The organism is Streptococcus vicugnae, from assembly GCF_016461705.1.
Lineage (GTDB): Bacteria > Bacillota > Bacilli > Lactobacillales > Streptococcaceae > Streptococcus > Streptococcus vicugnae.
The window spans coordinates 19325-39247 of the sequence record NZ_JAEMHW010000007.1 but is presented as its reverse complement, the minus strand read 5'-3'; the positions used below and the strand labels follow the sequence as shown (position 1 = coordinate 39247).

Genomic DNA, 19923 nt, shown 5'->3' with positions numbered 1-19923 from the left:
AGAGATTAGGAATAACTCCTAATCTCTCATCTTACAAACTTAGTCTTCATCTAAGAAGCTGTTGAAAACTTCTTCAATCATATCCCATTCAGCATCTGAGTCTTCAGGGATTGGTTGAAGGTCACCTTCAGTACCATCTTCATTTTCTGTGAATGAGTAAGCTTGAATATCAATTTGACCTTGTTCGTCTTCTTCAGCACCAGCTGGTACCAAAAGAACATAGTTTTTACCGAATTCTTCGCGACCATCAATTGTCAAAAGAATTTCAAAAAGTGTTTCATTACCTTGCTCATCTACAAGTGTAATAACTTCATGCTCGTGATCATGGTTATGATCGTGGTTATGGTTATGTGCCATAATTGTCTCCTTTAAATGAATTAATGATTAGATTAAAACATTCTATCTAAATAATTTTGCAAAATAAGCTGTGCAGCTAATTTGTCGATAACTTTTTTACGCTTACCACGACTAACGTCAGCCTGTTCTACTAACATACGTTCTGCTTGAACAGTTGTTAAACGTTCATCTTGATAATCTACTGGAATATTGAAAAGTTCTGCGATTTGGTCACCGTAGGCCTTACTTGCTTCTACACGAGGTCCTTCAGTATTGTTCATGTTTTTAGGTAGACCAACCACAAACTTATCAACTTTATACTGTTTAACTAACTCTCCAAGTCTTTCAAAGCCAAATTCGCCAGCTTCTTCATCAATTTTGATAATTTCTACACCTTGCGCTGTAAAACCAAGTGGGTCGCTAATTGCCACACCAACAGTCTTTGAGCCGACATCTAGTCCCATGATTCTCATTTCAAGTCAATTCCATTTCCTTTGAGATAATAGCGGACAAGCTCTTCAACAATTTCGTCACGTTCGTATTTACGAATTTGATTTCTGGCATCATTGTAACGAGGCACATAAGCAGGGTCACCACTTAGGACATATCCTACAATCTGATTGATTGGATTATAACCTTTTTCATCAAGAGAGCGATAAACCGTTGTTAAAGTTTCACTAATTTCTTTCTTGTTGCTATCGTCTAAATTAAAGCGTACAGTTTCATCTGTAAATCCCATACTTACACCTTCTTTCTAAATAGCTGTCACCAATTATTATAGCTTATTCACTAAGATTTCACAAGAATCTGACTTTATTTAACCAAAGTTTATTTTGATTTCAAATCCATTTCAGAAAAAATTGTTATAAAAGCTGACACAAATAGCATGTAACCTTTTTCAAATTTTCACTATATTATCCGTAAATAGGAAGATAAAAAAGGCCCAAACGAGCCTTTTTCTACTATATAAATCACATTTATAAAGCTGCGCGCAAACGAGCTTCTGCATTTTCCACGTTACGAATAGAGCGTGGCAAGAAAGCACGGATATCATCTTCTTTATACCCAACCTGAAGACGTTTATCATCAATCAAAATTGGGCTCTTTAAGATACGTGGATTAGCTTGAATGAGATCAATAACCTCACTTAGGCTTAATTCTTCAATATCGCAGTCAAGTGCTTTTGCATAACGGTTTTTAGATGAAACAATGCTTTCAATACCGTTTTCTGTTTTCGTTAATATCGCTAAGATTTCTTCTCGTGATAGTGGTTCTTTTCCTAAATTCTGTTCTTTATAAGGGAGCTGATGAGCGTTGAGCCATGTTTTGGCTTTCTTACAGCTTGTACAACTTGAAATTGTGTAAATTTTAATCATGTGCACTCTCACTTTCTATCCCATGATAGTTGTATTATAGCACACATACACTGTGGAACACATGGGACCTAAGACCTATTTTTCTAAAAAGTCAATTAAAAAGATTGCTTTTTTGTAAGAAAAAAGAAGCTGATACAGCTTCCTTTTATATTTTCACTTTTATTCTTCGATTTCGATAGCATCATCCAAATCAAGGACAACTTCATCTACTTTTTCAGTCGCTGCGGCTTTTTCATCAGCAAGATTTGCAGCTTTTTCATCTTCAGTTTCTTCAACCAATCCGTAGTGAACACGAACTTTGTGATCAATTTCATCAAAAATTTCTGGATGATCAGCTAAATATTTCTTAGCATTTTCAGAACCTTGACCAATTTTTTCACCATTGTAAGAGAACCAAGCTCCAGCTTTTTTAATGATGTCCAAATCACTAGCGATTTTAATCAATTCACCTGTACGTGAAATACCTTCACCATACATAATTTCCACTTCAGCAGTTTTAAATGGTGGAGCAACTTTGTTTTTAACCACTTTGATTTTAGTTTCTTTACCAATGTTGCTATCTTTTTGGTCACCAGTACCTTTAATTTGTGTGTTTCCTCGCACGTCAAGACGAACTGAAGAATAGAATTTAAGGGCACGACCACCAGGTGTTGTTTCTGGGTTACCGAACATAACCCCAACTTTTTCACGCAATTGGTTAATAAAGATAGCAATTGTTTTTGTTTTATTGATAGATGCTGAAAGTTTACGCATGGCTTGACTCATCATACGAGCTTGTAAACCAACGTGGTTATCACCAATATCACCATCAATTTCGGCACGTGGAACAAGAGCTGCAACAGAGTCGACAACAACAAGATCAACAGCTCCTGAATCAATCAATTTTCCAGCGATTTCAAGACCTTGTTCACCTGAGTCTGGTTGTGACAAAAGCAATTCATCAATATTGACACCAAGGGCTGCTGCATAAGCTGGGTCAAGGGCATGTTCAGCATCGATAAAGGCTGCGATACCGCCTTCTTTTTGAGCTTGTGCTACAGCATGAAGAGCTACAGTTGTTTTACCTGAACTTTCAGGACCATAGATTTCAATGATACGTCCTTTAGGATAACCACCTGCTCCAAGAGCAATATCAAGAGCCAAGCTACCTGAACTCATCACTTGAACTTTTTGTTCAGCGCGTTCACCCAGGCGCATAACAGCTCCCTTACCAAAATCCTTTTCAATTAATTTCAAAGCATCATCAAGTGCTTTTTTACGCTCATCACCGAATTTCTTCGTGATAGCTTCTGTTTTCTTTGTCTTTTTAGCCAAATTTTTCCCTTTCTGTTTGTTCGAGATACTAGCTCTATTATAGCAAAATTTAATCTTGTAATAAAGCTTGACGTACTAAGTTAAAAGCATACAAGCATGCAATATGACGGACATCTGAACGACTTCGTCCACCTATAACAACACGAATAGAATGAACTTTTTTTCTAGTAGCAATACCTATGAAAACTGTACCTGCTGGTTGACCTTCTAAGCTATCTGGACCAGCGACCCCTGTTAAACCAATACCAAAATCAGCATCTGTTAATAATCGTGATTGCTCTGCCATTTTTTCAGCTGTAAAGTGACTAACAACACCATGTTCTTGCAAATCTTCGAGTGGAATCTGAAGCATTTTGGCTTTTTCTTCAATACTGTAAGTCACAAAACCGCCGTTAAAGACTGCTGAAGAGCCTGAAAAGTCAGCAATACTTGATTGAAATAACCCTGCTGTTAAACTTTCTGCAGCTGTGATAGTCTTATGTTTTTGCTTAAGTAAGTCAAAAACAACACGCGCCATGCTGTTATCATCGCCGTAACCGTAAAGAAGATTTTCAAGTGGAATACTATTTAAGGTTTTCTTTGCAAGAATTTTATGCTCTAGGTCATCTAGTTTCGCTTTAGCTGACTCAATATCGTCTGCTTTTGTTGACAAACGAAGGGTTACCTCCCCTGTCTTAGCATAAGGAGCAATGGTTGGATCTGTTTGATTATCAATCAAATCTGACAAAACGGTCACTAGCTGACTTTCACCAATCCCAAAGAATCGCAAAACACGAGAGTAAAGCTGCTTGTGATCACTAGATAACAAAGGTACTAAATAATCCCAAACCATTGGTTTAAGTTCACTTGGTGGTCCAGGAAGAACAACATAAGTAACACCGTTAACTTCTATCACACCACCAACAGCTAAACCTGTACTATTTTGTAAAGGTGTAGATCCTTCAATCAATTGGGCTTGACGTTCATTGTTAGCTGTTCTCGTAAATTGTGGACGTGTGGCAAAGAACTCATCTAGACGTTTACTTGCTTTTTCATCAAAAACCAAGTTACGCCCTAAATATTTTGCCAAAGTTTGTTTTGTTAAATCATCCTCAGTTGGTCCTAAGCCACCGCACAAAACAACTAAATCACTACGTTTACTTGCCAAATCAATAATTGACAAAAGACGTTCTTCATTATCTCCAACAGCTGTTTGGAAAAAGACATCAATACCAAGTTTTGCAAATTCTTCTGATAAGAACTGTGCATTAGTATTTGTGATTTGTCCTGTTAAGATTTCTGTCCCAACAGCAATAATCTCAGCTTTCATATTTGCCACCTACTTATCTATTCGTAATTTAATTTTATTCTATCAAAAAATATGGAAAATGAATGACTTTTTGCGATAAAGCATCCGTTTCCCCATATCATTTATTGTCAACTTTCTTTACAGAAGTGTCAACCTTTGCTTTTTTCATGAAAAATACAGCTAAAACTGATAATAAAAGTAAGGAAGTCATGAAATTAATAGCCATAACCATCTCGACTGCTGTTATTTTCACCATAAAACTCAAGACACATAACAAAAGAATACTGCCGATTCGACTGACTGTTGATTTAAATGAAACCAATGATGAAATATTCTCAATCGACACCATCTTATTAAACTGATAATTTAAGATAAACTCAATAACGTAAAAAACAAAAATAAAGATAAAATAAGCTGATAAAAAGATACCTAAGTGACTTGAAAAGAAAGTCAAAGGGAGAAAAATAATTAAAGGACTCAATTTAATAATTCCTTTATATTTCTTAATACCCTCAATATTAATTGAATAAGAAAATAGTGTAATCACTTGAAAAGCAATATAAAAGGCAGGGAAATAATGGCTACTAATCCCCTTGCTTAAGAAAAATGACTGCCATAATTGAAAATGTGTTTGAAAGAAAATCTGACTTAAGAAATCAAAAATCAGAATTAAGCTCAAGCGTGGTTGCTTGCGCAGTTCCTTAAAGCTGTCCCTAATCTGATTTTTTAGTACACTAACATGACTCTCTTGTAAACCAGCAGATTTTGTCTTTTCTCTAAATAAAAAAAAGCTAATCAAGGTTGAAGCTACTAAGAAAACAGTTCCTAACACATAAATGTTGATGCCAATAAACTGATAAAGAATGCCACCTAAACTACTCCCAAGAAGTAATCCAACAATTTCTAAACGATTGCTAAGGGCTAAAAATCTTTGAAGCTCATTTTCACGACCAGCTAACTTCAATTGATTAATAATGTAAGCATCAAGAGTCCCACTATCCAAAGCAGCAGCTATTCCATAACAAAACCATGCTAAAAAAATCAGATAAAAATTACTACTAAAAAGCACAATCAAAAACATGACTATCAAGAAGACCTTTGATAGACTATAAAGATTTTTCCGAGAATAATTATCTGCTAACAAGCCACTTGGAAATTCAAACAAGACAATCGCAATGCTATAAGCTGATTGAATCAGCAAGATTTGTGACAAGGTCACCCCTTTGGCTAGTAAAATAACCGTTAAAATCGAGTGCGGCATAGAATAAGCCACCGTTACTAAAAAATTCGATAAAAAATAGACAAAAGTATTTCTAGTCATTTTCTTCATAATCCCACCTGCCCTTGCTTATTTTTTCCTTCCAAAATACTCTAATTTACAAGCAATGTCAAGTGCTATTTGCTATATTTCATCAGCATTACACGTTCATTCTTTTCACAGTCTGTCAACTTTTCTTATTTAACAAAAAATCATCTGGAAATAACTTTCCAGATGACCATTAACTATCTAAAATCACAATCAATTTCATGATCGTTTACTAAACCAGCCGCTTGAAGATAGGAATATGCGCATACTGGCCCAACAAATTTGAACCCACGCTTTTTTAAATCTTTAGAAAGTCTTTCAGACAAAGGCGTGCTAGCTGGAAAGGTCGCATAATCCTCCACCTCATTAACAAGAGGCGTAAAATCAACCCACTCCCATAGGTAGCGATCAAATGAACCAAATTCTTCCTGAACCTTGATAAAAGCCTGAGCATTTGCCCTAGTCGCATAAATCTTACGACGATTTCTCACAATAGCTGAATTTGTAAGTAAACCATCAAGTTCATCATCAGTCATCTGAGCAACTTTTTGAATATCATAATGATGAAAAGCCTCGTTAAAAGCCTGTCGTTTATTAAGTACAATCTCCCACGATAGACCAGCTTGATAGGTTTCAAGACATAAAAGCTCAAATAGTTTACAATCATCGTGAAGTGGTTTGCCCCACTCGTCATCGTGATATGCGACATATAAAGGATTACTTTCCTTCACCCAACTACAACGTTTCATGTGAAACATCTCCTAAAATTCCTTGATTCTTAGCCTTTCATCAACATTTTAAGGCTTGATTTGATGTATTGTTCTGCTGTTTCATTTGTTCCTTCAAAGAACTTACGAATTTTCTTGAGCTCTGCAGCTTTATAGCCAAGTGCCAAAAGAGCTTCCATGGCTTCTTCAAGTTGCTCGTTGGCAACTGTTTTTGTCTGAGAAGCTTTGCCATTTTCCACAGAAACATCGACAAATTTTCCAGCCAAATCCAAAATCATTTGTTGAGCAGTTTTTTTACCAATTTTTGGGAATTTCATCAAATACTTGATATCACTTGTATCAATGGCATTGACCAAGCCCTCATTATCATCTACCGCAATGATGGCTAGCGCAGTTGTCGGACCAATCCCAGAAACTGAAATCAAATTGAGAAAGACTGCTTTTTCATCTTCTGTGTGAAACCCAAATAACAATTGAGCATCTTCACGCACCACTTGGTGAAGATAAACTTGCACCTCTTGGTTCATCAAATCTGAAAAGCTATAAGGGTTGGCAACGTTGATAATATAGCCTAAACCACCTGCTTCGACAACGATGTATTTAGCGGTAATTTTGGTTAGTTTTCCTTTGATATAATCGTACATTTTAGTATTTTCCTAACTCTCTTAAACTTGTGTGATTTTCCTGAATGCGACGGAACATTTTTTCCATGTCTGACTTGGTAAAGTTGACAAGTACTGGGCGTCCGTGTGGACAGTTATAAGGATTTTTACAGTGAGATAATTGCACTATCAACTGACGTGCTGAATAATCATCCAGTATGTGATTAGCCTTGATTGATCGTTTACATGACATCATAATGGCTAATTCGGCACGGTATTTTTTCACTGATACTTCATTTGTCAACAGCAACATGTCACACATTTCATAAACAGCTGTCTCAATTTCCTCTTCTTTCATCCAAATAGGATGCTCACGGAGAATAAAAGTATTGTTACCATATGGTTCCAAATTAATCCCAACTTGATTCAACAGCTCCATTTTTTCTTGTAGCTTAATAAAATCAGCTCCTGAAAATTCAAATAAATATGGCATCAGGAGTTGTTGAAGAGAGTCATCAACTTCTCCAATTTTATCGCGATAATACTCATATTTAACACGTTCTTGCGCCGCATGCTGATCAATAATATAAAGGCCACCATTTCCTTGTGCAAACAGATAAGTCCCATGCATTTGACCAAAATATTCTAATTCTGGGAATGTCGATGCTTCTTCACTATCTAGGTTTTCAATCATCTTATTGAGCTTGCTTTTATTTTTAAAATCAAGCTCATCGTGTTCATCTGCACCCTGGTGTTCTACAGTTGAGCGCTGTGCAAATTTCACCGATGACTGATTGTCAACTTCCTTGACAGGAGTGTCAACCTCATTAAACAGCTGTACAGGTTGCTCTTCAACCGTATCTGATTTTACAAAGAAATCATGACGTTCTTTATCATAGTAAAGATCAGTTTGTTTCAACGGCAAGCTCGTTTGCTCTGGTTTTGGCAAACCACGAGTGCTTGACTTAGCTAGATTTTCCAGTGCATCTGGTATCAAATCTTGCTCACGCAAACTCTCTGCAATTGCAGAGCTGATTAAGCTCATCAACTCTTTTTCTTTTGAGATACGGACTTCTTGTTTCGTCGGGTGAACATTGACATCGGCAAGGTAAGGGTCAATCTGGATGTCAATGACAGCAATCGGAAAACGTCCAACCATCAATTTTGAACCGTAGCCATCTAAAATAGCACGATTAAGCAAAAAGTTTTTAATGTAACGACCATTAATCAAAATTGTAATGTAATTACGATTAGCTCGTGTCAATTCTGGCAAACTGATGTATCCAGAGACTTCAAAATCAAGATCAGCATTCGAAATCTCAATCATTTTCTTAGCCGTATTCAAGCCATAAATCCCTGCAATGGCTTGGCGCAAATCTCCTGTACCAGAAGTTGTTGTCATTTGACGGCCATCATTAATCAAAGTAAAGGCAATTTCTGGGTGTGCTAAACTCAAACGATTAACCACATCCACAATATGAGCTAACTCTGATTGAAGACTCTTCATGTATTTAAGACGAGCAGGTGTGTTGTAAAAAAGATTTTCAACCGTAATTTTTGTTCCGACCGGTGTTGAAATCGGTTCTTGTGTTTCGATTTCGCCACCTTTAGCCACCAAGAGAGTTCCATAATTTTCATCAGCCGTCGCTGTTTTTACCGTAAAGTGGCTAATAGAAGCAATTGAGGGAATGGCTTCACCACGAAATCCCAAAGTTCTAATTCGAAAAAGATCAGCTTGACTTTTAATCTTGCTGGTAGCATGGCGATGTAAACTAAGAGCCACATCTTCTTGAGCAATTCCTTCACCATTATCAGTCACTTGAATCTTCTTGAGACCAGATTCTTCGATTTCAATGGTAATTTGACTACTGGCAGCATCAATCGAATTTTCTACCAATTCTTTCACAACACTGGCTGGTCGTTCGATAACTTCACCAGCAGCAATTTGGTTGGCCAAAACTTCTGGCAACTCAATAATTTTACTCATAATTTATCTGATAGAAATGCTGTTTTAAGCTAGCATTCCCTTTCCTTTCATTCACGACTGTTTACCTTTAATTATAACACAAAGTAAAAAGGCAATCTGCTTTCAGATTACCTCTTAATTTTATAACATATTTTTTAGCTCATAAATAACATTCATGGCTTGCATCGGAGTTAGATTCATCAAATCTACTTTTTTAAGAGCTTCAATTATCTCTTGGTTATTTGATTCATCTGCAAACAAGCTCAATTGTTCTGCAACAGGTTCTTCAACCTCATTCTTCACTTGAGTCTCTTCTTCAACATCTACTGCATCTGCTGTCAAATGAAGTTGAGCAGCACCTGATTCTAGATTCGTTAAAATGCTATCTGCTCGTTGCAATAAATCTTCTGGCAAACCTGCAATTTTTGCCACATGAATACCATAAGATTTATCCGCAGGTCCTTCTGCAATTTTGTGGAGGAAAGTGACGTCACCATTACGTTCTAAAGTTGCAACATGCACATTGACAAGATGTGTCAAGGTAGTTGACAGAGATGTCAACTCATGATAGTGGGTTGCAAACATTGTCTTAGCGCCAATATGATCATGAATGTACTCAATAATTGATTGCGCCAAGGCCATACCATCGTAAGTTGCAGTGCCACGTCCCAATTCATCAAACAAAATAAGTGATTGCTCGCTTGCTCGTTTGATAGCTTGATTAGCTTCCATCATTTCCACCATAAAGGTTGATTGACCTGAAATCAAATCATCCGCCGCACCGATACGTGTGAAAATCGCATCAAAAACGAGAAGACTGACACTCTCAGCAGCAACGTATGACCCCATCTGAGCCATGATAACCGTCAAAGCTAACTGACGCATATAAGTTGACTTACCACTCATATTAGGACCAGTAATTAACTGAATATTAGTGTTTCTACCAAAAGTAATGGTATTTGGGATGTATTCCTGTGTGCCCATCACTTTTTCAACAACCGCATGACGTCCTTTTTCAATCTTAATTTCATGGCTATCATTAAAGCTTGGACGAACATAATGGTTGTTTTCCGCAACCACTGCCAAACTTTGCAAAACATCGACTGTAGAAATAGCTTTTGCCAAATCTTGAAGACGTGAAATATAACGTTCCACCTGTGCGCGAACGCGCATGAAAATATCGTATTCCAGACTCGCTGATTGCTCACGCGCTTCTAACATTTCGCCTTCGATTTTAGCTAATTCTGCCGTACCAAAACGCTCTGAATTCTTCAAAGTTGCTTTACGGAAGAAGTAATCTGGCACCAAAGAAAGATTTGAATTTGTCACATGAAAATAGTAACCATCTTTTTTATTGTAATCAATTTTTAAGTTTGTAATCCCACTAGCTGCACGTTCTTTAGCTTCAATTTCAGCAATCCAACTTGTGCCTTCACGCATGACTTTGCGATATTTATCCAAAGTTTCATCAAAGCCAGTTTTGATAATACTTCCTTCTGTAATCACTGCCTGAGCATCTGGATCAATAGCAGAGCTAATCAAAGATTCTAGTTCTGGCAAAGTGTCAATGCTGTTGACAAGCTTGTCAAGGTGAGGACTATCAAACGATTCCAAAATCACCTTAATCGTTGGCACTTGTGCCAAAGTATGACCGAGTTGTAATAAATCTTTTGGGTTAGCTTTTCCAAATGACACACGACTAGCCAAGCGCTCAATATCGTAAACACCTTTAAGACTATCTGTCAAATCGCTACGTTCAAAGAAATTATCCAAGAACACTTGAACAATATTTTGGCGTTCTTCAATTTGTTCTTGATTAACTAAAGGACGATCAATCCAGTTACGCAACAGACGCATCCCCATAGCCGTCTTGGTTTCATCTAGTAACCAGTAAAGACTACCGTGTTTTTTGCTAGTTCGAGCATTTTCTAGCAAATCAAGACTAGATTTTGTCGTATAAGACATTTGCAAATAATCCTTAATTTCATAGTGAACAAGCTTTTGCAAGTGACTCAATTCACGTTTCTGCGTTGTATGAACGTATTGAAGTAATTTTTCAGCAGCAGAAATCTCTAAAGCTGTTAAATTAGGATCAATCAAATGCACATCTTCATAACGCTCTTGCTCAAACGAAAGTAATAAATTGAGTTGTTTAACTAAGCTATGTTGTTCATCTTCTGAAAGCTCATATCCGACTACAATCTCACGAGCTTTAAGGTTTAAAATTTCACTTTTTAGACTAGTAAAGTCTGAGAGGCTTGTAGCATAAAATTCACCTGTTGAGACATCCATATAAGCCAAACCAAAGTTTTTGCCATCAGAATCAATAGCTACTAAGAAATTGTTGGCATTGTCAGGTTTAGAGGAATCAACAGCAGTTCCTGGTGTAATCACTTGGACAACTTCACGCTTAACCACACCAACAGCCTGTTTAGGATCTTCCATCTGCTCGGCAATGGCTACCTTATATCCCATCTCAACTAACACATCAATGTATTGTTGAGCTGAGTGATAAGGTACTCCTGCCATTGGAATAGGATTGTCAGCATTTTTATTACGACTAGTTAAACTAATCTCTAAAATTTGAGCAGCCTTAACTGCATCATCATAAAATAATTCGTAAAAGTCTCCCATGCGGAAAAGTAAAAAAGCATCTGGATAGTCTTTTTTGACGTCCAAATACTGTTGCATGCCTGGAGAAATTTTATCTTTTGCCATTATTTAACTCCTCGTTAATTTTAGTTTCCAAGCTATTTGTAATATATTGAACTAGATCACTTGCATCTTGCATTTTAGCACGATAATCCTTAACAATTGGAAGATCTGATAATTCTTCTCGCAATTGGTCAGCTTGCTCGCCAGCTTTCTTCTCAGCACAAGACTTATCTATCTTGTGAAAAAGTACAGCTTCCTGCTGGTAAGCTTTCATATCCTGGACCAATTCTTCTAGTTCTGGAAAGTCTTTCATTTTTTCTTCAACCTTTTGAAAGTCAACCACACTGTCATGCATTTTAATAGCTTGTAGTAGTTTTTCAACGGCTTGATCGTAATTGCTCATAGTCCTGTTGATAAATCGCGCTCAAATGCTTGAGCAGTTTCTTCATCTTTACAAATCACTAACAATGTATCAGCACCAGCCACAGTTCCAAGAATTTCAAAAATATCACTGCTATCAATCAAGTTTGCTAAAACATCTGCTTCACCGAGATTAGTGTGCAATACCAACATAAAACCAGCACGAGCTACTTTTAAAATATACGAACGGATATTAGCTCCAAATGTTGTTTCTGCAGTCTCAGACAAGCTGTAGTAAAGTTTTCCTGAAGCATCACGCAATTTCAAAAGTCCAATCTCACGGAGGTCTCGTGACAAAGTGGCTTGCGTAACATTAATGCCTTCTTCTTGCAAATGTCGCTTGATTTCCTCTTGTGTGCCAATATGGCCTGACTGAATCAAACGTTTGATTCGATTTTGACGTTCTATTTTATTCATTTAACTTTCCCTTTGTGTATATTTATCCTTAAAATTATACCAAAAAAATGAAATTTTTTCACCTTTCCATCGCCCATCTTTCCTATAACCTCCTAATTTTTACTCCTTCAAACGTTTTCTTGTCACTAACCTCGTTTATTTCTTATTTTTATGTTAAAATAATATGACTAACTAATTTAGGAGAAAATCATGGATACTAAACGTACAATTGCAGAACGCATTCAAACTATTGTTCCAGAATTAGACCAAGAACAAATTGTTAATCTGCTTGAAGTGCCAAAAAATTCTGATATGGGGGATCTTGCCTTTCCAGCATTCTCATTGGCTCGAATCCTTCGTAAAGCACCACAAATGATTGCAGCAGATATTGCTGAAAAAATGGATACAACAGGTTTTGAAAAAATCGAAGCTGTTGGCCCATACATTAACTTCTTCCTTGACAAAAAAAGCATCTCTGCTGATGTCCTAGGACAAGTTATCGCTAACGGAAGCGACTACGCTAGTCAAGATCTAGGACACGGTCGCAATGTTGCTATCGATATGTCTAGTCCAAACATCGCAAAACCATTCTCAATTGGACACCTTCGTTCAACTGTTATTGGTGATAGCTTGGCTAACATTTTTGAAAAGCTTGGCTATAAAGCTGTTAAAATCAACCACCTTGGTGACTGGGGTAAACAATTCGGTATGTTGATCGTCGCTTACAAAAAATGGGGTGACGAAGAAGCTGTTAAAGCTCATCCAATCGACGAACTATTGAAACTTTATGTTCGTATCAACGCTGAAGCTGAAACTAAACCAGAACTTGATGAAGAAGCTCGTGAGTGGTTCCGTAAATTGGAAGCTGGTGACGAAGAAGCTATCTCACTATGGCAATGGTTCCGTGACGAAAGTCTTGTTGAATTTAACCGTCTTTACAACGAACTTGATGTTTCATTTGATAGCTTTAACGGTGAAGCATTCTACAACGATAAAATGGACGAAGTTGTCGATATCTTGACAGAAAAAGGACTTCTTGAAGAATCTCAAGGTGCCCAAGTCGTTAATCTTGAAAAATATGGTATCGAACACCCAGCCCTTATCAAAAAATCTGACGGTGCGACACTTTACATCACACGTGATTTAGCTGCCGCTCTTTACCGTAAACGTACTTACGACTTTGCAAAAGCTATTTACGTTGTTGGTAACGAACAATCAGCTCACTTCAAACAATTGAAAGCCGTTCTTAACGAAATGGACTTTGAATGGAATGAAGACATCACTCACGTGCCATTTGGTCTTGTTACTAAAGAAGGTAAAAAACTTTCAACTCGTAAAGGTAACGTTATCCTTCTTGAACCAACAATCGCTGAAGCTGTTAAACGAGCTGAAGATCAAATCAACGCTAAAAACCCTAACCTTGCTGATAAAGAAGCTGTTGCTCATGCTGTCGGTGTCGGCGCTATCAAATTCTACGATTTAAAAACAGACCGCTTGAACGGTTACGACTTCGACCTTGACGCTATGGTATCATTTGAAGGTGAAACTGGACCTTACGTGCAATACGCTCACGCTCGTATCCAATCAATCCTTCGTAAAGCTGAGTTTACACCATCTGTAAACGACGTTTACAGCCTTGATGATGTTGAAAGCTGGGAAATTGTAAAACTTATCCAAGATTTCCCACGTATTATCAAACGTGCAGCTGACAACTTTGAACCATCAATCATTGCAAAATTTGCTATTAGCCTTGCACAAAGCTTCAACAAATACTACGCACACACACGTATCCTTGATGAAAGCCCAGAACGTGACAGCCGCCTAGCATTAAGCTACGCTACTGCAACGGTTCTTAAAGAAGCTCTTCGTCTTCTTGGTGTTGAAGCACCAAACGAAATGTAATCATTTCTGATAATATAGATAAAAAAGCTGAGACAGTGTTTCAGCTTTTTTCTTGACCTTTTTCAAGCAAAATATTAAACTGTTGCCATAATCATAAAGGAGATTTCTATTATGGTAAAGGAAAATCAACTCATGGAATTACTCAGTAAAGCTTATGCTAGTTTACCTGATGATGAGCCTCTAAAAGCAGACATCTTTGCACTCGCTAAAGATTTAGAAAAAGACGAACACGATCAACTAGCACGTACCAAATTGGCTCATGCCATTTCTATGTATTTGCTAACGCATAAACTCAAGACATCACCTGAAATTACAGCACTTTACAAAGAAATTGCTGACAGCCCTGAAAAATATAAAGGTCATGCCGCTACTGCTATTATGTTAGGCAGCCTCTTTCATCCATAGTCAAAAAGACCGTTTTAACGGTCTTTTTTTTATGCTTTCTTCTGGTCATTTAACCAATCAAAGATATTGTGGTAGGTTTTCCCTGAGACTTTAGTTGTGCTTGTGCCGCCTTTTCCTTTATTACTTGGAGAAAAGCCTGATAAGTCTTTCGCACTTTTGATAGCAGAGACATCCTGCACCCCTGACACTTGGTCTTTAAAGAAATAAATCCAAGACAAATGCCCAATGTAAGAGACACCTTGCATGTCTGTTCCCTCGACACTTTCAAAGTAAGAAAACCACTTGTTCTCAGCTCCGCTATCAAGCAAAGCCTTATAAATAGGTAGTGCGTAATCCTTTGGATTAACAATTGTGTCATTTGCTGCGTGAATGAACCAAATTGGAGTATCCTTGAGAGCAGCAATCTTATCCTTATCAAAATAAACCTTATCTGTCTTAACAAATGCAGGTGTATCACTAAAAGCTATTACGTAGGTGCCATCGCTATTACGCTCATATTGATAATAAGAATAAGCGGCAGCTTGTGGAACAAGGGCAGCAAAGTACCCAGGGTTACGAATCGCCAAATTCAAGGTCATGTAACCACCATTTGAACACCCTGCTAAATAAATTCGTTTCTTATTAATAGCGGGAGTATTCGCAACATAAGTCTTAATCGTATCCATCAAAACCTCTGTATAGCACGAGTCACCAGCACCAGCTCCATTTGTCCCATCACCTTCATCCATCCAATAAGTTGGGGTTTGAATAGCTAAAACATAGGCACCTGTTTGCTTACCAGCTGTAAAACGGGATTGAATAGCGGGCTTAGCTAGAGCTACCACCTCATTTCCTAACAAGGTAATATCAGTATCTGTTCCTCCTTCACCTTGACCATGAAGCCAAATTAACAAAGGAAAGCCTTCTTCTGCCTTTTGGGCTTTGGGCTCATACGATACATATTGAAGGGTGATTTTTTCTTTTTGCTTTGTTAAGGGATTAAGGTAAGTGCCAGAATAAAAACCACGCTTATTGAAAACTTCCGTATCGGGTGAGAGGCGATTGTTGATAATATCATAACTACCAGATAATTCGACTAAGTCGCCATCAACCCTCACACCTAAAGCATTTAGAATAACTGGATAATGTTCTAGCCAAGTATTATGCAAAGTTTCTAGATTATAATAAAATGGACAGGCTATAGCAGCATTTTTCTGACTATCAAAAGTTACAGGCATTTGAATGACTAGATAATCACTATTACCAGTAACTTCTTGTCCTTTATCATCTGCTAAGTAGGCTCGACTAATCTGGCGTTCTTTACCTGCAGTCGTTACTGTAAGCTTATCAGATACAACCTCTGATACTTTATGTGTTAGGTGCACAAGTAGTCTTGGGACGCCAGGCCCACATTCATAACCTTTAATAATCATTGAAACTTTAGCAATTGCCACATCTATTCTTTTTGACATATCAAATCACTTCCTAAACTTTGAAATCGTTTTCCTATAGTTTATGAATTTTTGTTTCTGATGTCAATTAAAAAAAACGGGTGCAATACACCACGTCTTTTTATCATTTATCATAATTTTTTCGTCTAATTTTAAAATCAGATGACACTACTTCATCTACATCAATAATAGAGATAAAAGCATCAGGATCTAAACCAGCCATAATTGCTTTGACATCACGAACTTCACTCGGATTCAAAACAACATATAAGATATTCTTTTCATTTCCTGAGTAAGCACCTTGTCCATTTAGGTAAGTCACACCACGATTAATTTCATTAAGAATTGCCGCAGCTGCTTCCTCTGATTTTTGCGTTATGATAATCATACCACGTACAGTGTACCCACCATTTTGCACGATTGTCAACACTTGACTATAAACAAAACTTGCTACCAAAGTATAAAGCATGTGTTGCAAGTCAATGTACACAAGAGAAGCTAAAAGGACAAGTGCATCAACAAAGAGAAGGGTTTGACCCAATTTGAAGCCAAATTTTTCTTCAATTACTCGACCAATGATATCTGTACCACCTGTCGTTGCCCCATAACGGAAAACAAGTCCACTGCCGGCACCAGCAAATAAACCAGCAACAACCGCAACCAACATCATATCATTTTGGAGAACAATCTTCACTGGTATCTGTTGCCAGAACCAAATAAAGAATGACAATAGAACTGTTCCATAAATAGTCAGAGCCAGCGATTTTTTACCCAAAATACGTGCCCCTAAGATAAATAGGGGAATGTTTAAAATAAGGGAAGTGTAAGCCGGGTTGATGCCATAAAGAGCATGAATAATCAAAGTTACCCCAGCAACACCACCTTCAGCAAGAGCGTTTGCCATATTAAATTTAACAAAGCCAAACGTATAAATCGCTACACCTAGAGCAATCAATAGTAAACTTCGAATTTGTCTAAGTTTTTGAGCCATAGTGACACCCCTCCTAAATTGATTATAAGAAAGCTGACATCAAAAGACTAATCGTCGACAAAACGTCCAATAATATGAACATTTTCGGCAACTGAAACAAAAGCCTTTGGATCTGTTTTCCTCATTAAATATCTGAAATCATTGTACTCTTCTCGAGTAATAATAGCTAATAGAACTGCTTTCTTTTCGTGATTATAAGTTCCCTCCGCATCGTTTATCTGTGTCACACCACGATGAAGTTTGGTATGAATCATAGCGATAACTTTCTCAGGATAACTTGTCACAATCATTGCTTGCATTTTCTTTTGTTTGGTGAAAATAGCATTTGTTACTCGGCTAGAGACAAAAATCGTCACCATTGAGTAAAGGGCGTACTGCCAACCGAACAAAATTCCGGCAAATACCATAATAATACCATTTACCGTGAGAGAAATGCTTCCAACATCACGTCCCGTTTTTTTACGGATGGTCAGGCTAACAATATCTGTACCACCACTTGAAATACGTGATTTTAAACTAAATCCTACTCCAGTCCCCATAACCAGACCACCAAAAATGGCGTTAACCAAAGGGTCCGTCGTTAAGGTAATCTCAGGAACAATTTGGATGAAGAAAGAACTCATCGAAACTGTAATGAGGGTAAAAACTGTGAATTTATGCCCGATTTTATACCAAGCTAGGATTAAAAGCGGCAAGTTAATGGCATAAAAAACCAAAGAAATCGGTAATCTAAATCCAATCAAACGCTCGCTAATAGCTGATAAGACCTGTGCCAAACCAGTTGCTCCGCTTGAATAAACGTGACCTGGTTGGAAAAAGAAATTAACAGCGATAGCAGAAAGCAAACCATAAAAAAGAGAAGCGGAAATTTTTTCCGCGTACTTCTCTCTTGAAATGCTTTGCATCGTTTTTAAAAGACCATATTTCTTAGCCCAGCGGCTAACAATATATTTTGTTTTCTTTTTAAGGGATGCTTTTTTAATCATTAGTTTTAGTTGCTAAAGCCAATTCTTCTAATTGTTTGTCTGATACAAGACTTGGTGCTTGTGTCATTGGGTCTGATGCTTTGTTATTTTTAGGGAATGCGATAACTTCACGAATGTTATCTTCACCAGCAAGAAGCATTACGAAACGGTCAAGACCGATAGCAAGTCCACCGTGTGGTGGGAATCCATAGTTCATAGCTTCTAGCAAGAAACCAAATTGGTCATTTGCTTCTTCAGCAGTGAAACCAAGAGCTTTAAACATACGTTCTTGCAATTCTTTTTGGTTGATACGAAGACTACCACCACCAAGTTCATAACCATTAAGAACGATATCATAAGCGACAGCACGTACTTTAGCAAGGTCACCTTCTAATTCGTGAGCTGATTCTTCAGTTGGTAATGTGAATGGGTGGTGAGCAGACATGTAGCGTCCTTCTTCTTCAGACCATTCAAACATTGGCCAATCAACAACCCAAAGGAAGTTGAATTTAGAATTATCAACCATATCAAGTTCTTTAGCGATACGAGTACGAAGTGCACCAAGTGTGTTGTTAGCAACTTCAAGTGTATCAGCTACGAAAAGTACCAAATCATTTTCTTCAAGTTGTAAACATTCTGTCAACTTGTCTTCAATATCTGTCAAGAATTTAGCAACTGGTCCATTAAGAGAACCATCAGTAAATTTAACCCAAGCAAGACCTTTGGCACCAAATTGTTTTGCGAATTCTGTTAATTTATCAATGCTTTTACGTGAGTATTTATCCGCATTTCCTTTAACAACGATTGCTTTTACGACTGGAGCTTGTGAGAAGACTTTGAAGTCAACATCCTTGACAAGGTCTGTCAAGTCTTGTAAAAGCATTTCAAAACGTGTATCAGGTTTATCTGAACCGTAGTTGTTCATTGCATCGTCATAAGACATACGTGGGAATGGCAATGTAACGTCGATTCCTTTAGTGTCTTTCATGACTTTAGCAATCATTCCTTCAGTGATATCTTGGATATCTTTGTCTGACAAGAATGAAGTTTCCATATCAACCTGTGTAAACTCAGGTTGACGGTCACCACGCAAGTCTTCATCACGGAAACATTTAACGATTTGGTAGTAGCGGTCAAAACCAGCGTTCATCAATAATTGTTTTGTAATTTGTGGACTTTGTGGCAAAGCGTAGAAATGACCTTGGTTCACACGACTTGGTACCAAGTAGTCACGCGCACCTTCTGGAGTTGATTTTGTCAACATTGGTGTTTCAACATCGATAAACTCTAAACCATCCAAGTAGTTACGGATTGAATGAGTTACTTTGGCACGCAATTTGAAGTTGTTAAGCATTTTTGGACGACGAAGATCCAAGTAACGGTAACGAAGACGGTTATCATCGCTAACTTCCACATCATCTTTGATTTCAAATGGTGTTGTTTTAGCGGTGTTCAAAACTGTCAATGCTGATACTTTCAATTCAACAGCACCAGTTGGCAAGTTAGTGTTTTCTTGTTCACGTTGAGCAACGACACCAGTTACTTCGATAACGAATTCGTTACGAAGGCTTTCTGCGGTTGCCATAACATCACTTGAAACTTTCTCTGGGTTGATGACTAATTGCATGATACCTTCGCGGTCACGAAGATCGATGAAAATAAGTCCACCGAGGTCACGACGACGTCCGACCCAACCTTTTAGAGTAATTTCTTGGCCAATGTGTTCGCTGCGAACACGACCAGCATACATTGTACGTTTCATTTGATATGATTCTCCGTTTTAAATTTATTCATTCCCATCTATTATAGCAAAAAGCAAAGAAAAACCCCACCCATGTGGGGG

General features: G+C 37.6%; 19 protein-coding genes. 2 read left to right on the top strand and 17 right to left on the bottom strand.

The window, feature by feature from the left end; translation table 11 throughout:
- Positions 1-39 precede the first annotated feature (39 nt).
- The 13 genes from JG537_RS09065 to argR form a co-directional block, all read right to left on the bottom strand.
- Positions 40-357 carry a DUF1292 domain-containing protein gene (locus tag JG537_RS09065; protein WP_199545068.1) on the bottom strand — a complete coding sequence of 106 codons (318 nt, stop codon included), beginning with the start codon at positions 355-357 and terminating at the stop codon, positions 40-42.
- Positions 358-389: 32 nt separating this feature from the next.
- Entirely contained in the window at positions 390-809 is a 420-nt protein-coding gene (ruvX, locus tag JG537_RS09060; protein ID WP_132869863.1) for a Holliday junction resolvase RuvX, read from the bottom strand.
- A complete protein-coding gene (locus JG537_RS09055) occupies positions 806-1075 on the bottom strand; it encodes an IreB family regulatory phosphoprotein (RefSeq protein WP_003066890.1) in 270 nt (89 codons plus the stop codon). Before JG537_RS09055 ends, ruvX begins: the two co-directional genes overlap by 4 nt.
- A gap of 238 nt (positions 1076-1313) precedes the next feature.
- On the bottom strand, positions 1314-1712 hold the full coding sequence (spx, locus tag JG537_RS09050) for a transcriptional regulator Spx (protein ID WP_004233512.1): 399 nt from the start codon (positions 1710-1712) through the stop codon (positions 1314-1316).
- A 159-nt stretch (positions 1713-1871) separates the two neighbouring features.
- Positions 1872-3026: a recombinase RecA gene (gene recA / locus JG537_RS09045; RefSeq protein WP_074482330.1), complete on the bottom strand. Its 1155-nt coding sequence runs from the start codon at positions 3024-3026 to the stop codon at positions 1872-1874.
- Between the two features lie 49 nt (positions 3027-3075).
- Positions 3076-4335 carry a competence/damage-inducible protein A gene (locus JG537_RS09040; protein ID WP_199545066.1) on the bottom strand — a complete coding sequence of 420 codons (1260 nt, stop codon included), beginning with the start codon at positions 4333-4335 and terminating at the stop codon, positions 3076-3078.
- A gap of 97 nt (positions 4336-4432) precedes the next feature.
- Complete coding sequence (locus tag JG537_RS09035; protein WP_281402515.1) at positions 4433-5635, bottom strand: MFS transporter; 1203 nt, start codon at positions 5633-5635, stop codon at positions 4433-4435.
- Between the two features lie 182 nt (positions 5636-5817).
- Positions 5818-6369, bottom strand: a complete 552-nt coding sequence (locus JG537_RS09030; protein ID WP_165941978.1) for a DNA-3-methyladenine glycosylase I — start codon at positions 6367-6369, stop codon at positions 5818-5820.
- A 29-nt stretch (positions 6370-6398) separates the two neighbouring features.
- Positions 6399-6992 (bottom strand): Holliday junction branch migration protein RuvA, encoded by a 594-nt coding sequence (ruvA, locus tag JG537_RS09025; RefSeq protein ID WP_074482326.1) that lies wholly within the window; start codon positions 6990-6992, stop codon positions 6399-6401.
- A gap of 1 nt (position 6993) precedes the next feature.
- On the bottom strand, positions 6994-8937 hold the full coding sequence (gene mutL, locus JG537_RS09020) for a DNA mismatch repair endonuclease MutL (RefSeq protein ID WP_199545062.1): 1944 nt from the start codon (positions 8935-8937) through the stop codon (positions 6994-6996).
- Positions 8938-9057: 120 nt separating this feature from the next.
- A complete protein-coding gene (gene mutS, locus JG537_RS09015) occupies positions 9058-11634 on the bottom strand; it encodes a DNA mismatch repair protein MutS (RefSeq protein ID WP_199545060.1) in 2577 nt (858 codons plus the stop codon).
- Positions 11621-11974, bottom strand: coding sequence for a YlbF family regulator (locus JG537_RS09010; RefSeq protein ID WP_199545058.1), 354 nt, complete (start codon positions 11972-11974; stop codon positions 11621-11623). The genes mutS and JG537_RS09010 overlap by 14 nt, the downstream gene beginning before the upstream one ends.
- A complete protein-coding gene (gene argR / locus JG537_RS09005; RefSeq protein WP_199545046.1) occupies positions 11971-12408 on the bottom strand; it encodes an arginine repressor in 438 nt (145 codons plus the stop codon). Before argR ends, JG537_RS09010 begins: the two co-directional genes overlap by 4 nt.
- A gap of 189 nt (positions 12409-12597) precedes the next feature.
- Here argR and argS point away from each other — a divergent pair, with 189 nt between their 5' ends.
- Both argS and JG537_RS08995 read left to right on the top strand, forming a co-directional pair.
- A complete protein-coding gene (argS, locus tag JG537_RS09000) occupies positions 12598-14289 on the top strand; it encodes an arginine--tRNA ligase (RefSeq protein WP_199545044.1) in 1692 nt (563 codons plus the stop codon).
- Positions 14290-14400: 111 nt separating this feature from the next.
- Complete coding sequence (locus JG537_RS08995; protein WP_132869075.1) at positions 14401-14694, top strand: bacteriocin immunity protein; 294 nt, start codon at positions 14401-14403, stop codon at positions 14692-14694.
- Positions 14695-14723: 29 nt separating this feature from the next.
- Here the strand turns inward: JG537_RS08995 and JG537_RS08990 are convergent, their stop codons facing one another.
- The 4 genes from JG537_RS08990 to aspS form a co-directional block, all read right to left on the bottom strand.
- Positions 14724-16145, bottom strand: a complete 1422-nt coding sequence (locus JG537_RS08990) for a carboxylesterase family protein (protein ID WP_199545043.1) — start codon at positions 16143-16145, stop codon at positions 14724-14726.
- Between the two features lie 103 nt (positions 16146-16248).
- Positions 16249-17115, bottom strand: coding sequence for a YitT family protein (locus JG537_RS08985; protein WP_199545042.1), 867 nt, complete (start codon positions 17113-17115; stop codon positions 16249-16251).
- 47 nt (positions 17116-17162) lie between these two features.
- Positions 17163-18101, bottom strand: coding sequence for a YitT family protein (locus JG537_RS08980; RefSeq protein ID WP_199545041.1), 939 nt, complete (start codon positions 18099-18101; stop codon positions 17163-17165).
- Positions 18094-19842: an aspartate--tRNA ligase gene (aspS, locus tag JG537_RS08975; RefSeq protein WP_199545040.1), complete on the bottom strand. Its 1749-nt coding sequence runs from the start codon at positions 19840-19842 to the stop codon at positions 18094-18096. Before aspS ends, JG537_RS08980 begins: the two co-directional genes overlap by 8 nt.
- Positions 19843-19923: the final 81 nt, after the last annotated feature.